This is a genomic window from Waltera acetigignens, assembly GCF_025567015.1.
GTDB lineage: Bacteria > Bacillota > Clostridia > Lachnospirales > Lachnospiraceae > Acetatifactor > Acetatifactor acetigignens.
Genome location: NZ_JAOQJO010000020.1, coordinates 74,459 through 85,795, shown reverse-complemented (window position 1 = coordinate 85,795; position 11,337 = coordinate 74,459). Strand labels below are relative to the sequence as shown.

18 protein-coding genes and 1 pseudogene are annotated in these 11,337 nt (G+C 43.8%); 1 reads left to right on the top strand and 18 read right to left on the bottom strand.

Features of this window, described 5'->3' with window-relative positions; genetic code table 11:
• Positions 1-117: 117 nt before the first annotated feature.
• From rplS to OCV96_RS16575, 13 genes and pseudogenes are all read right to left on the bottom strand, one after another.
• Positions 118-465 (bottom strand): 50S ribosomal protein L19, encoded by a 348-nt coding sequence (gene rplS, locus OCV96_RS16630; RefSeq protein WP_022313016.1) that lies wholly within the window; start codon positions 463-465, stop codon positions 118-120.
• A gap of 115 nt (positions 466-580) precedes the next feature.
• Positions 581-1,000 (bottom strand): GNAT family N-acetyltransferase, encoded by a 420-nt coding sequence (locus OCV96_RS19780; RefSeq protein ID WP_484436570.1) that lies wholly within the window; start codon positions 998-1,000, stop codon positions 581-583.
• 258 nt (positions 1,001-1,258) lie between these two features.
• Positions 1,259-1,960 (bottom strand): annotated as a pseudogene (gene trmD, locus OCV96_RS19775) (tRNA (guanosine(37)-N1)-methyltransferase TrmD); the annotation flags it as partial.
• Positions 1,960-2,472, bottom strand: coding sequence for a ribosome maturation factor RimM (rimM, locus tag OCV96_RS16620; RefSeq protein WP_262594988.1), 513 nt, complete (start codon positions 2,470-2,472; stop codon positions 1,960-1,962). The pseudogene trmD and the gene rimM, both read right to left, overlap by 1 nt.
• 94 nt (positions 2,473-2,566) lie before the next feature.
• Complete coding sequence (locus OCV96_RS16615; protein ID WP_022154075.1) at positions 2,567-2,794, bottom strand: KH domain-containing protein; 228 nt, start codon at positions 2,792-2,794, stop codon at positions 2,567-2,569.
• 31 nt (positions 2,795-2,825) lie between these two features.
• The gene (gene rpsP, locus OCV96_RS16610; RefSeq protein ID WP_022313019.1) at positions 2,826-3,071 is read right to left on the bottom strand and encodes a 30S ribosomal protein S16; all 246 of its coding nucleotides are present in this window, start codon (positions 3,069-3,071) and stop codon (positions 2,826-2,828) included.
• A gap of 86 nt (positions 3,072-3,157) precedes the next feature.
• On the bottom strand, positions 3,158-4,537 hold the full coding sequence (ffh, locus tag OCV96_RS16605) for a signal recognition particle protein (protein WP_118537820.1): 1,380 nt from the start codon (positions 4,535-4,537) through the stop codon (positions 3,158-3,160).
• Between the two features lie 10 nt (positions 4,538-4,547).
• Complete coding sequence (gene ylxM, locus OCV96_RS16600) at positions 4,548-4,889, bottom strand: YlxM family DNA-binding protein (RefSeq protein ID WP_227064547.1); 342 nt, start codon at positions 4,887-4,889, stop codon at positions 4,548-4,550.
• Positions 4,890-5,113: 224 nt separating this feature from the next.
• Positions 5,114-6,334 (bottom strand): tyrosine-type recombinase/integrase, encoded by a 1,221-nt coding sequence (locus OCV96_RS16595; protein ID WP_262594986.1) that lies wholly within the window; start codon positions 6,332-6,334, stop codon positions 5,114-5,116.
• On the bottom strand, positions 6,331-6,642 hold the full coding sequence (locus OCV96_RS16590) for a hypothetical protein (RefSeq protein WP_262594985.1): 312 nt from the start codon (positions 6,640-6,642) through the stop codon (positions 6,331-6,333). The genes OCV96_RS16595 and OCV96_RS16590 overlap by 4 nt, the downstream gene beginning before the upstream one ends.
• Complete coding sequence (locus tag OCV96_RS16585) at positions 6,605-6,766, bottom strand: hypothetical protein (RefSeq protein WP_178776832.1); 162 nt, start codon at positions 6,764-6,766, stop codon at positions 6,605-6,607. Before OCV96_RS16585 ends, OCV96_RS16590 begins: the two co-directional genes overlap by 38 nt.
• A 196-nt stretch (positions 6,767-6,962) precedes the next feature.
• A complete protein-coding gene (locus OCV96_RS16580; protein WP_262594984.1) occupies positions 6,963-7,319 on the bottom strand; it encodes a S24 family peptidase in 357 nt (118 codons plus the stop codon).
• 61 nt (positions 7,320-7,380) lie between these two features.
• Positions 7,381-7,704, bottom strand: coding sequence for a hypothetical protein (locus OCV96_RS16575; protein ID WP_262594983.1), 324 nt, complete (start codon positions 7,702-7,704; stop codon positions 7,381-7,383).
• Positions 7,705-7,858: 154 nt separating this feature from the next.
• On the opposite strand from OCV96_RS16575, the gene OCV96_RS16570 reads away from it, so the two are divergent.
• Positions 7,859-8,014, top strand: coding sequence for a DNA-binding protein (locus OCV96_RS16570; protein ID WP_227064541.1), 156 nt, complete (start codon positions 7,859-7,861; stop codon positions 8,012-8,014).
• A 151-nt stretch (positions 8,015-8,165) separates the two neighbouring features.
• Here OCV96_RS16570 and OCV96_RS16565 read toward each other — a convergent pair whose 3' ends face one another.
• The 5 genes from OCV96_RS16565 to OCV96_RS16545 form a co-directional block, all read right to left on the bottom strand.
• Positions 8,166-9,083: a hypothetical protein gene (locus tag OCV96_RS16565; protein ID WP_262594982.1), complete on the bottom strand. Its 918-nt coding sequence runs from the start codon at positions 9,081-9,083 to the stop codon at positions 8,166-8,168.
• Positions 9,084-9,146: 63 nt separating this feature from the next.
• Positions 9,147-9,677, bottom strand: coding sequence for a terminase small subunit (locus OCV96_RS16560; protein ID WP_262594981.1), 531 nt, complete (start codon positions 9,675-9,677; stop codon positions 9,147-9,149).
• 86 nt (positions 9,678-9,763) lie between these two features.
• Positions 9,764-10,063 (bottom strand): hypothetical protein, encoded by a 300-nt coding sequence (locus OCV96_RS16555; protein ID WP_262594980.1) that lies wholly within the window; start codon positions 10,061-10,063, stop codon positions 9,764-9,766.
• Positions 10,064-10,075: 12 nt separating this feature from the next.
• Positions 10,076-10,945 carry a phage replisome organizer N-terminal domain-containing protein gene (locus tag OCV96_RS16550; protein ID WP_262594979.1) on the bottom strand — a complete coding sequence of 290 codons (870 nt, stop codon included), beginning with the start codon at positions 10,943-10,945 and terminating at the stop codon, positions 10,076-10,078.
• Positions 10,946-10,972: 27 nt separating this feature from the next.
• Positions 10,973-11,179, bottom strand: a complete 207-nt coding sequence (locus tag OCV96_RS16545) for a hypothetical protein (protein WP_262594978.1) — start codon at positions 11,177-11,179, stop codon at positions 10,973-10,975.
• Positions 11,180-11,337 lie beyond the last annotated feature (158 nt).

Sequence of the window (11,337 nt, the reverse complement as noted above, 5' to 3'; positions counted from 1 at the left end):
AGTACACACTTTTTGAACCGAAAACAAGAAAAACGCTTCTGGAGTGCTGACCAAAAGCGTTTTGTCTACAGTCTGAGGCAGCTGTCAGAAACAGCTGCCCCTTTCCGGTCAATGTAATTATTTAACTAATTCCTTAACCTTTGCCTTCTTACCAACACGATCTCTTAAGTAATTCAGCTTAGCACGTCTTACTTTACCTTTTCTTACAACTTCGATCTTCTCTACGTTGGGAGAATGTAAAGGCCAAGTCTTCTCTACGCCGATACCGTTGGAAGTCTTTCTAACAGTGAAAGTCTCTCTGTTGCTGCCGCCCTGTCTCTTCAGTACAACGCCTTCGAATACCTGGATTCTCTCACGGTTACCCTCTTTGATCTTGCCGTATACCTTAACGGTATCGCCGACTTCAAACTGATCAACGGTTGCTTTTAACTGTTCTGCTTCGATCTCTTTGATAATGTTACTCATAATGAGCCTCCTTCATAAAATGGATGTTCTTAATACCCTTATTGGTAACAGAGGACCATCTCGTTTTCACAACATTCAGATTTTACCATAAGGCCATATAAAAAGCAAGCTTTTTTTAATTATACAGCCACCAGATCGCGGGATCCGACAGATTCAGCCCCAACCGTTCCTGCAGTTGTATGGACGCTTCATTTCCATTCACAATATGGGCGTAGGGGATCATCCCCTGTTCTCTCTGTTTGTTGATCAGATAACCTTCCAGGGATGCTGCAAGTCCTTGTCTGCGGTATGCATCCTCCACATACAGCATTCCCATGCTGCCGTCATTGTGACATCCGATAAAACCACAGAGTTTTCCCTCGATATAGATGCCGAAGACATCTCCTGCTGTAATCCTCTCCCGGACATAAATCTCGTCTCCCAGGTGATAATGCTCCGCCACATAAGGAACCTCTTCCACTGTCAGCTGCCGGATGTCCTTGTGCCTCACCGGAAGTGGTTCCCCTCTGGTATAGCACGCCTGGGAACATAGCATACTGCCATGATACCCTAAAATTTCACTGACACGTTCATTCCACCGGTCTGTCACGGTCACGATACTATGCCCCGACACGGCTTTCGGAATGAGCGGCAGCATTTTCTCCAAATGCTCCTCATCCTCCGCATTCAGCATGGCATTGCCGATCTCCGGCAGATAGATCAGTACATTTTTCCCCTCCGCATAGAGAACTTCTCCCAATCCTCTGGACAGTGTCTCCATCATATGAATAAAAATACGTTTCTTCGCGGAAAGTTTTTTTATGACTTTCTGTTTTTCCTGATATTTCGCATAGAGATCCGGGCGGCGTTCTTCCGTCCGTCTCTCGGACTGTTCCAGCCGCCAGGCATTGATCTTTTTATGATTGCCCGACAGAAGTACCTCCGGTACTTTCTTTCCGTGCCATTCCTCCGGGCGGGAATACTGGGGATATTCCAGCAGATCGTTATGGAAGCTCTCTGTCTCGGCAGATTCGTCGTTATTGAGTACCCCGGGCACCAGTCTGGCCACCGCGTCCACCACGACCATGGCTGCCAGTTCCCCACCGGTGAGGACATAATCGCCGATAGAAATATAATCCGTCACGACCTCTTCCAGAACTCTCTCATCGATTCCCTCATAATGTCCGCAGAGCAATACCAGTTCCTCTTCCCCGGACAGTTCTCTTGCTTTTTTCTGGGTAAAAGGGGCTCCCTGTGGTGTCAGATAGACGCAGCGTACCTTTCTGTCTCCTGCCACCACCCGGTAAGCATCATATACCGGCTGTGCCTGCATCAGCATTCCGGCCCCGCCGCCATAGGTGTAATCATCCACTTTTCCGTGCTTATCCTGTGTGTAATCCCGGATATTCACCGCATCTATGGAAATCAGATCCTTCTCCGCTGCCCGGCCTAAAATACTGGTTGCCAGCCCCTGCTGCACCATTTCGGGGAACAGGGTCAGAATATGAAACTTCATCATAAGTCAAGCAGTCCTTCCAGTACATATACCTGCATTGTGCCATTTTCCACGTCCACATTCAGGATACACTGTTTGATAGCGGGCAGAAGCAGGCTCTTACCGTCTGCCATTTCCACCTCGTAGACATCATTGGCACCGGTCTCGATCACATCTTTTACCGTGCCCAGTTCCTTACCGTCTTCATCCTGCACCTTCAGTCCGATCAGATCGGCGATGAAATACTCGTCCCTTTGCAGACGCACTGCATTTTTGCGGGTCACGTACAGGCTCTTCTGACGATATTTTTCTATATCATTAATGTTGTCCAGCCCTTTAAATTTCAAAATCACAAACTGCTTAAAGAACTTGACACCCTCAATTTCCAGATTCATTTTTTCCTTGCCGGTATCCAGAACGACTTCCTTTAATCTGCGGAATCTTCTGGGATCATCCGTAGTAGGATATACCTTTACTTCTCCTCTCACCCCGTGGGTGGAAGTGATAATGCCGACCTGCAACAGATCTTCCATATAGTTTTACTCCATTCCGGCTTTTAGCCAAAAAACGGAGAAACACACGCCTGTATGTTTCTCCGCTCAACGTCAGGGATCTCTCAATTCGAAATTAAACGATCTCAACGTCCACTCTTGTGTTGTCTTTGGATGATGCTGCTTTCACAACGGAGCGGATTGCTTTTGCAATACGTCCCTGCTTACCGATCACCTTACCCATATCGGACGCAGCTACATGAAGTTCAAGGACGATATTTTTTCCTTCTGTCTTCTCAGTTACAACTACTTCATCCGGATTATCAACGAGTGCCTTTGCAACTACTTCTACTAGTTCCTTCATAATCCACCTCCGATGAATAGATATTTAGAACTTATTTCTCGATTCCTGCAACCTTGAAAAGCTTAGCAACCTGCTCGGTAGGCTGAGCACCGTTCTGTAACCACTTCTTAGCCAGCTCTTCATTGATCTTGAAAGTGGAAGGATCGGTGGAAGGATCGTAGGTACCGATCTCCTCGATGAATCTACCGTCTCTGGGGGAACGGGAATCTGCTACGATAATTCTGTAAAAAGGAGCCTTCTTCTGTCCCATTCTTCTTAATCTGATCTTTACTGCCATTTCTTTTTCCTCCATTAATTAAAAATAAAATAATTTATATGATAAGAACTGATTGTTCATATCGGACTTAAGTTAAGTAAACAGTGCTAGAAAAATCTGCCGCCAATACCGGGAAATTTTCCGCCGCCGAACATACCACCCATGCCGCCGCGGCCCTTTTTGCCGCCGCCAAACTGCTTCATCATCTTCTGTGTCTGCTCGAACTGTTTGATAAAACGGTTCACCGTTGCAATATCCACACCGGCACCTTTTGCAATACGGTGTTTTCTCTGAGGGGTCAGGATCTTGGGATTCCTGCGTTCCTCTTTTGTCATGGATAATACGATGGCTTCCGTACGCTTCATCTGCGTCTCATCAATGGCACCTTCCAGATCCGATGCCTTGATACCCATTCCGGGAAGCATCCCTAAGATGCTGGACAGACCGCCCATATTACGCATCTGCTTCATGCTCTCCAGGTAATCCTCAAAATCGAACTTACCTTTCTTCATGCGGCCGGCCATATCACGGCTCTTCTCCTCATCGATATCGATGCTGGCCTGTGCCTTGTCAATGAGGGATAACACATCACCCATACCAAGGATACGGCTTGCCATACGATCGGGATAGAACTGCTCTAAATCGGACAATTTCTCTCCCATACTTACAAAAAGGATCGGCTTTCCGGTGACTGCTTTGATGGAAAGTGCTGCACCGCCTCTGGTATCGCCGTCCATCTTGGACAGGATCACACCGTCGACGCCTACCTTTTCATCAAATTCTTTTGCCACATTTACGGCATCCTGACCGGTCATGGCATCGACTACCAAAAGTGTCTGATGCACGGTCACGGTCTCCTTGATCTCCTGTAATTCCGCCATCATGTCTTCATCCACATGAAGTCGTCCGGCAGTATCGAGGATCACTACATTATGACCGTTTTTCTCCGCATACGCAATGGCTTCCTTCGCAATCTCGGCAGGTTTATGATCCGTTCCCATGGAGAACACATCAACTTCCTGCTTCTTACCGTTGATCTGTAACTGTTCAATGGCTGCGGGACGGTAAATATCGCAGGCTACCAGCAAGGGCTTCTTGCCCTTGAGCTTCAGCTTACCGGCGATCTTGGCCGTTGCGGTGGTCTTACCTGCACCCTGAAGACCTGCCATCATGATAACGGTAATGGCTTTGCCGGGCTGCATGGCAATCTCTGTGGTCTCACTGCCCATGAGATTTACCATCTCTTCATTTACGATCTTGATCACCATCTGTCCGGGATTCAGACCGTTCATGACGTCCTGGCCAATGGCACGTTCTTCCACTGCCTTCACGAACTGCTTGACTACCTTGAAGTTAACATCGGCCTCCAACAGTGCCATCTTGACTTCCTTCAGTGCAGACTTGACATCCTCTTCCGTCAGGCGGCCCTTGCTTCTTAAGTTTTTAAAAACATTCTGGAGTTTGTCTGTTAAACTTTCAAATGCCATTTGCTGCTCCTTACCATTCCTTTAAAAGGGATCTGGATAATTCCCGGATGCGTTCCATCCGTTCTCCGGGATCCGTATCATTCTCTGCCGTCAGCTGTTCGATCTCACCGATCTTCTCCTTGGCCGCCATGAAACGTTCCACCAGATGAAGCTTGCTTTCATAATCCTGCAGGATCTTATCGCAACGCTTGATCAGATCATGGACGCCCTGCCTGCTGATGCCCTGTTCTCCAGCGATCTCACTGAGAGACATATCATTATATACTGCATCCTCATACACTCTCTGCTGATGCTCGGTGAGAAGTTCACCGTAGAAGTCATACAACAGATTCTGTTCCAAAATCCTGTCCATCTTATCCAGTGCCTTTCTATAGGTCATGCGATATGCACCTTGGCTATCATACTATAGAAAAGTATAGGTGTCAAGTATTTTTTCTTGTCACACATATGTTCGAGTAATTCCGTCAATCTCCGTCACTTTCATTTTCAATATATTCACGTTTGTTATACTCTCCGTGTGGTTGTGTCAGACTTCGTTATATTGAGGGTATTTGTCACAAGATTGTCACAAAGCTGTCACGAGATCCGAACCGCTTTTATAACTGCCTCCTGCTCCTTTTTCTTCTCTTCGCTAAGGTCTGCGTATACGTCAAGTGTTGTATTGATGCTTGCGTGTCCTAACATATGGCTAACTGCTTTCATATCTGCGCCGACAGAATAGGCGAGGCTTGTGTAGCTGTGGCGGCTCTGGTGTGGTTTCCACACTTCTATTTTTTCCTTTCCCATCTTCTCCGCCTCTTTATTGTAACGCTTTGTAATACGCGCTATAAGCTCCCTAAAAGGCGGCTCGCTCCATACATTCCCGTTATTATTGAGAAATACAAAGCCCTTTACCTCTCCTTTTATGTTGCCTGAATCGTCCACGCGTGGGAGGGTTGGGGTCTCCCTTGCGCTCTGCATCTTCAAACGCAGGAGGGCAAGTTTTACAGTGTCATTCATTGCAATCGTGCGGACTGATGTTTTACTTTTGGGGCTGCCTACTGCCAGAGTAAAGCCGTAATCCTTTTCCCTGTACCGGTTCAATGATTTATTTATGTGAATCTCCCCGGCTTTGGTGTCCACGTCCTCCCAAGTCAACGCCGCAAGCTCTCCGATTCTCATACCAGTATTAAACAGAACCAAAAACGCCGGGTAACTATATGAATATCTGTCACTATTTCGCACATACTCCAAAAAGATTTTTATATGTTCCTCCGGCACCGGCTCCCGCTTTTCGCTTTCTGTCTGTGGTAACTGTATATTTTTAGCCGGATTCTTTACTATAATATCATCATCAACAGCACAATCACAAACGATATTTAAACAGCTTTTGAGATTTGCAAGTGTAGAGTGCTTTTTTCCGTCCCTTACCATATCATTTATAATTTTCTGTATGTCTGCTTTTGATACCTTTGTTATTGGTTTCTTGCCGATGGTCTCCCGTATATAGGTATTATAATAACTCTTGTAATTAGTGCATGTGGTGGCTTTTCTTCCACTTTTAGCGTATAACTCTAACCAGTTATCAAAATATTCGTTTAAAGTCGTTTTTGCGCTTTTGCTGCTGATCCTGCGCCCTCTGTCTATCTGGTGTAGTAGTTCATTTTCTTTTTTTCTAAGCTCTATTAAATCATCATCTGTAATAGTTACCCTTTCGCCGTCTACCATCTTGCGAAACATATACCGCCGCCCCTTAGGGTCCCAATATTCCCCGGTCTTAAGTATGCGCCCTTTGTGGTCTTTTCTCTTCTCGCTCATACCCTCGCCCCCTCTCTGTCTAATATTTCGCCGCTGAGTGCGTCTACAACGTCCCCTGTGGCGTTTATTGTAATTATCATACATCCGCCCACACTATCCGTTATTTTCACGCTATCGGCTTTCTGTGGCTTTATTTCAACGTCTGTAAAGTGTTCGTCTATCCATCGCATAATTTTATATTGTGCTATGGTCTGCGCTCCTTTTACCATATACAAAACCGCCTTTCTGTAGAAAAAGGGCAACACGCCGGAATACGTGCCGCCCCTCTCTTTAACTATGAGGCTTTTTGTCTGCCTCTGCTTTCTCATACCCTTGTTTATAAGCCTCTGCCACAATCGCCGCCATGGTTGCATAACTTACAGCCTGATCTTTAATATATCCGCTGTTTCTTGCAATCCTGTAGGCCTCATGCATCCCTATTAGTTGGCTCATTGGTAGCCTTTGCCTCCTTAGGAAATTCATAATTGAAAAATTGCCGCTGTGGCTCTCGCTTTATAAAAAAGTCTCTGATTCTCTTTTTTCTTGGTGTAATCGTTAAAACTATCATGGTGTTACCCTCCCTGTATGTATGTTTTTTGTTGTCCAGACAAGCATTCATCGAATCTTCCCGGGTGGGCTGTCCATGGGGTTAATATTCTCTAACCTGTTTTATTACTTTTCCGCATATCTTCAACGTTTCCAGTTCTTCCACCGGTACGAACTCCGCACGGTGCACCGGATTAGAAAAAATCAACCATTTGCCGCAAGCTGTTGTTGTAAGTCTACAAAATTTTTGATTTCCTTTGTATTCAATTACATATATGCCGCTTTCTCCGGTCTTTTCTTCGGGGTCAATATATAGAGTATCACCCGGCATTATTTCCGGCTGCATTCCTGCGCAGCTTTCCGGATCTGTTGCAATAGTAACCATTTTACAAGCCTCCTTTTCTTTTCCTTGACAAGGAAGCACACGCACAATAAAATAAAATAGTGGTGGTTTCATCATCGAGAATTATTTTGTTAAGGTTTCCCGGTGCTTTGGTCGGTGCGTGGGGAACCTTATTTTTTTACTTAAATAGTTTTTTTAAGTACTCTTTGTACTCTTTCACTAATTCATCTCTTTGAATTTTAGTAAATACATTTACAAAACCCGGGTATTTTTCCCCGTGACTTTTTTCGTACTCTTTTTTGTAGTCCTTACAAAATTCTACGATAAATTTGTGATAATCTTTTGCGGCCGAATTTTTTAGCAAGTTAATGTCAGCCTTCTTAGAATTAGCAATATTGCTTATGCTTTTATACTCTGCCAATAACTCCGCTTCTGTCTGTTCGATATACTCCGCCGCCGCATTATCAAATGCGCTTGCAAGTGTCGAATCCTGAATATACATTGTTTTCTATCTCCTTTCTCAAAACTAGGTTATATAACCTTGTATGTATATATTACCATGTTTTGTGTATGATTGCAATATGCAAAGTTATATAACTTGAAATATTTTTAATATGATTGTATAATAATTGCATCGTGCAGAATGGAGGTATAAAATGGCTATCGGAAAAGATAAAACACAGGTGCTTTTAACCTTAACCAAAGAAGATAAAGCAGAATTGCAGCGGATCGCCGACAATGAAAACCGCTCATTTACCAATCTGATAAATACAATTATTAAAAACTATCTTAAATCACAGAGAGAGAGTTAACACCCGGCAAAATAATAACCGGGTGTTTTTCTTTGCCCTTTCTACGCTCTGTATTGCCGTTTTAATGCTCTCAACGTGCTTTTGTGTATAAACCTGCCATTAAAAGCATCAAAAGGGCAATATAAGGCTCTTACACACTCACAGCGATATATTAGTATCTGCTCCCCACTGCATTAAAAGCGCTAAACCCTGCCGATCCGTATTTTATTTGTGCATTGTCCTGTGCTTCCTGCCACATTATCTTGGTTTCCTCTTCAACGGTTGCTTTCCACACGGTACGCATTAAACAATTTTTGACAGCTCCGCCCTGTCTCGCCGCTGCTTTTACTCTCTTTCGGCTTTCTGTATCGTTCACATCTAACACAATGCCGGATGATCTAAGCGTTCTGCGTTCAAAGGAGCGCAACACCGGAGCCGAGAAATCATCATCGGTCATATAGTCCGGGTTGATCTCTAACCGTTCGTGTAATCTTTGGAAGTGATCCCCAGAAATAAGCGTTTCGCCGTTCACGTCACTTTTTGCGATATCTATAGGGGCGGCCTGATCGTCTTTGTATATCCGTATAAAACTAAGTAAATAACCCTCTTCGTCATCTAGAACGCTCAAATAATAGCTCGGGTCTGGTGTTTTAAACCGCTCTTTGAGAATTGCGGCGGCGTTGGTGTTGTCCCTTGTCAATCGTGACAATAATTTCATCGCCCAGTAATGGCCGGCGCACTTTTCAAGCAATACACCAATTTCAAACTCAGTAAAATCTCCGCCGGTTGCCTCTGCTGCGTTCTTGATCTCCTCGAAAGTGGTGTCGTGTGCGCCCTCTGATACTGAATTTTCGACCGTTGCGCGTGCATTCGCAAAAGCGGATGTGATTGAATCTCGCGCCGTGTCTCTAACCATCTGCATAGCTGCCGCCGTTGCCGCTCTGACTTTGCTTTCCTGCTCGTTCTTGTGTTCTTCCGTGTAAATTGTCTGTGATCTTATTTCGGCGATCTGCTCCGCCTGTGCCTTTGCTGCCTGGTTGATTGCAACAATAAAATCTTTCGTTGTTTTCTCTAATGCTCTGCTTAACATGACTTTTTTCCTTTCCTCAATCTTCTTTTTTTAGATGTCAACGCGCTCGCACAAATAGGGCGGTTATCCATCCTCTAAAATGTCTGTGAAATCCGGTTCAATATCTCCGGCGGTTATTTGCGGAATGCCTTTTACAATTTCCTCTGCTGTCGGTAAAGAATCCATTTGATTAACTGGAACTGCAGAAACATCATATTGATCTTTATAACCAAAATGATTTTTAAGAAGAAAGCACGATGTAGCCGGGTTTATCTTTCCGCAAATGCTCCATTGTTCCAATAATGCAGCAATAACCTGTTTTGCTCTTCCTACTATTTCCCCTTTCTTCCCTCCTGCCTGCTCCCACTTCCATAAATTTTGTCGCGATGTTCCTATGCACAACGCCATAAGCTCAACCCCTGGGCGTAACTGTTTTTCTGTGCACCATTCAAAAAAATACCGTACACGGCTTTCTAATTCGTCTGGGTCATTAGTATTTATTTTGGGAAGTTCTCGCAATTCTTCCATAGCTGCGACCATTCCGCCCATTTCCTCCGGTTTTAATGCTGGTTGTTGAGCGTTGGGAAAGTTGCTTTTCGGGTTTCCTTTCGCCATCCTTTTCGCCTCCTCTCTCCATCGTAGATTTTTATTTTATTCGGGAACCTTAGCACCTCCGCCGTGGTTCCCAGTTAAAACCTGTACTATTTATCCGTCCATTTCTCGCCCTGTAATGCAAACTGTGTTGCACCGTTAGGTTGTACCGCAAAACGTGCCATTTTAAAAGAATTTGCACCCATGATGCGCATACAGTACCAGTCAACATTATTGATGTGCCTAAAAAGCATTTCTGTATAATTCTTGTGTACTTCTACAGTGAACAAAATACAATTTTCTAAAATAGCATCAAGACAAAGTGGATCAACCGAGATATAATGCAAGTTATCCTCTGGCGGTTCGCCATGTTCAGAAATGTAGTTCATAATTTCGTTAAATTCCATCATGTGCCCTCCTCTCTATACCCATGTGTCTACTACATTAACTCTGTCTAATAGTAATTCTTCTTTTGTGGGAGGTTTCGGGATTAACTTATCCCAGATAATCCCTTTCCATCCATTCGCCATGCATTCATCTATCAGATTGCACACTTTTTTATCTCCGTATTGCTCGGATTGCTTGCGTACTTGTGAAATAAGTGATTTTATACCGGTTTCTTTATATGCCTCCTTACGTTCCATCTTGTAAGTTACCCAATCTTTCATTTTTTCTGATAACATTTCTGATAATTCGTAATCATGGTAAAGTCTTTCATAAATCTGCAGGCTGTTTTCTTCTTTTCTCTTCTTTTTCTCTGGTTTTATATCTTTCTCTATATCTTTCTTTATATCTATCTCTTCTCTATCTCTTAATAAGGGGACATTGTCTTGACATTCGTTGGACGCATTTGGACACCCTTGGACATTGTCCATTTCTTGCGCTGTTTGTCTTTCTCTCTGCTTTCTTTTCAACTCCGCCCAATGGGTTTCTGATGCCATCATATCCACTATTTGCGGCATGAAGAATGTATTTTCTTTTCGCTCAATAAGTCCGTATTGTTCAAATAAAGAAATACCCATTTTTACAATCTCCGGAGAGGTGTCCGTTATCATTGCTATAATTTCTTCGCTGTAGGGTCTCCCGTTAAAAAGTAAATACCCCTCAGATTCTATTGATCTGCATAATAACTTAAGATAAAGAAGTACTAGCTCTTTTCCGTTTGGTGCTTTTTCGATAAGTCTGATTTCTGTTTTGTCAAAAAAATCACCCATTAGCTTTAACCAGAAGTACCGCTTTGCTCCCATCGCTCCTCCTTTCTGGTGATAAACTCTAACCGTTACATTTTCCATACAGTGTAATACTGTGTAATGCAATCGTTACAATTCATTAACATTCTCAATATATTCTTCAATTCTTTTTCGCTTGTATAAGCACCTCCGCCCTACTCTGATCTCTGCGTCTGCCTGTCTGGCAATTTTTAACGCCGTACCTCTTCCGCATTGCAAAGCATCCTGCAAGCCCTGAACATCAAGTAGTATTGCTTCTCCTGTATTAGTTCGGTTAAATTGTGTTACGTTTGCCATGTGTTTTCCTCCTTTTCTTTTGGCTTTTGATGAGGTGTACACACTGTATTAAAAAATTCTTTCTGTGTGCTTTCCTCCGTATGATGTATATATGCATCAGTTGACTACACACGGAGAATAACACGACCAAAACGAAAAGGATATTGACTAAATAAACA

What these genes read in the sequence shown, in the direction of transcription:
- OCV96_RS16595 (WP_262594986.1), bottom strand. Translation starts at nt 6,334, where the DNA reads ATGAGCGAGAAGAGAAAAGACCACAAAGGGCGCATACTTAAGACCGGG.
- OCV96_RS16615 (WP_022154075.1), bottom strand. Translation starts at nt 2,794, where the DNA reads ATGAAGGAACTAGTAGAAGTAGTTGCAAAGGCACTCGTTGATAATCCG.
- OCV96_RS16555 (WP_262594980.1), bottom strand. Translation starts at nt 10,063, where the DNA reads ATGATGGAATTTAACGAAATTATGAACTACATTTCTGAACATGGCGAA.
- OCV96_RS16585 (WP_178776832.1), bottom strand. Translation starts at nt 6,766, where the DNA reads ATGAGCCAACTAATAGGGATGCATGAGGCCTACAGGATTGCAAGAAAC.
- OCV96_RS19780 (WP_484436570.1), bottom strand. Translation starts at nt 1,000, where the DNA reads ATGCTATGTTCCCAGGCGTGCTATACCAGAGGGGAACCACTTCCGGTG.
- OCV96_RS16565 (WP_262594982.1), bottom strand. Translation starts at nt 9,083, where the DNA reads ATGTTAAGCAGAGCATTAGAGAAAACAACGAAAGATTTTATTGTTGCA.
- OCV96_RS16570 (WP_227064541.1), top strand. Translation starts at nt 7,859, where the DNA reads ATGGCTATCGGAAAAGATAAAACACAGGTGCTTTTAACCTTAACCAAA.
- ffh (WP_118537820.1), bottom strand. Translation starts at nt 4,537, where the DNA reads ATGGCATTTGAAAGTTTAACAGACAAACTCCAGAATGTTTTTAAAAAC.
- OCV96_RS16545 (WP_262594978.1), bottom strand. Translation starts at nt 11,179, where the DNA reads ATGGCAAACGTAACACAATTTAACCGAACTAATACAGGAGAAGCAATA.
- rimM (WP_262594988.1), bottom strand. Translation starts at nt 2,472, where the DNA reads ATGGAAGATCTGTTGCAGGTCGGCATTATCACTTCCACCCACGGGGTG.
- OCV96_RS16590 (WP_262594985.1), bottom strand. Translation starts at nt 6,642, where the DNA reads ATGAGAAAGCAGAGGCAGACAAAAAGCCTCATAGTTAAAGAGAGGGGC.
- OCV96_RS16575 (WP_262594983.1), bottom strand. Translation starts at nt 7,704, where the DNA reads ATGTATATTCAGGATTCGACACTTGCAAGCGCATTTGATAATGCGGCG.
- OCV96_RS16560 (WP_262594981.1), bottom strand. Translation starts at nt 9,677, where the DNA reads ATGGCGAAAGGAAACCCGAAAAGCAACTTTCCCAACGCTCAACAACCA.
- OCV96_RS16580 (WP_262594984.1), bottom strand. Translation starts at nt 7,319, where the DNA reads ATGATGAAACCACCACTATTTTATTTTATTGTGCGTGTGCTTCCTTGT.
- OCV96_RS16550 (WP_262594979.1), bottom strand. Translation starts at nt 10,945, where the DNA reads ATGGAAAATGTAACGGTTAGAGTTTATCACCAGAAAGGAGGAGCGATG.
- ylxM (WP_227064547.1), bottom strand. Translation starts at nt 4,889, where the DNA reads ATGGACAGGATTTTGGAACAGAATCTGTTGTATGACTTCTACGGTGAA.
- rpsP (WP_022313019.1), bottom strand. Translation starts at nt 3,071, where the DNA reads ATGGCAGTAAAGATCAGATTAAGAAGAATGGGACAGAAGAAGGCTCCT.
- rplS (WP_022313016.1), bottom strand. Translation starts at nt 465, where the DNA reads ATGAGTAACATTATCAAAGAGATCGAAGCAGAACAGTTAAAAGCAACC.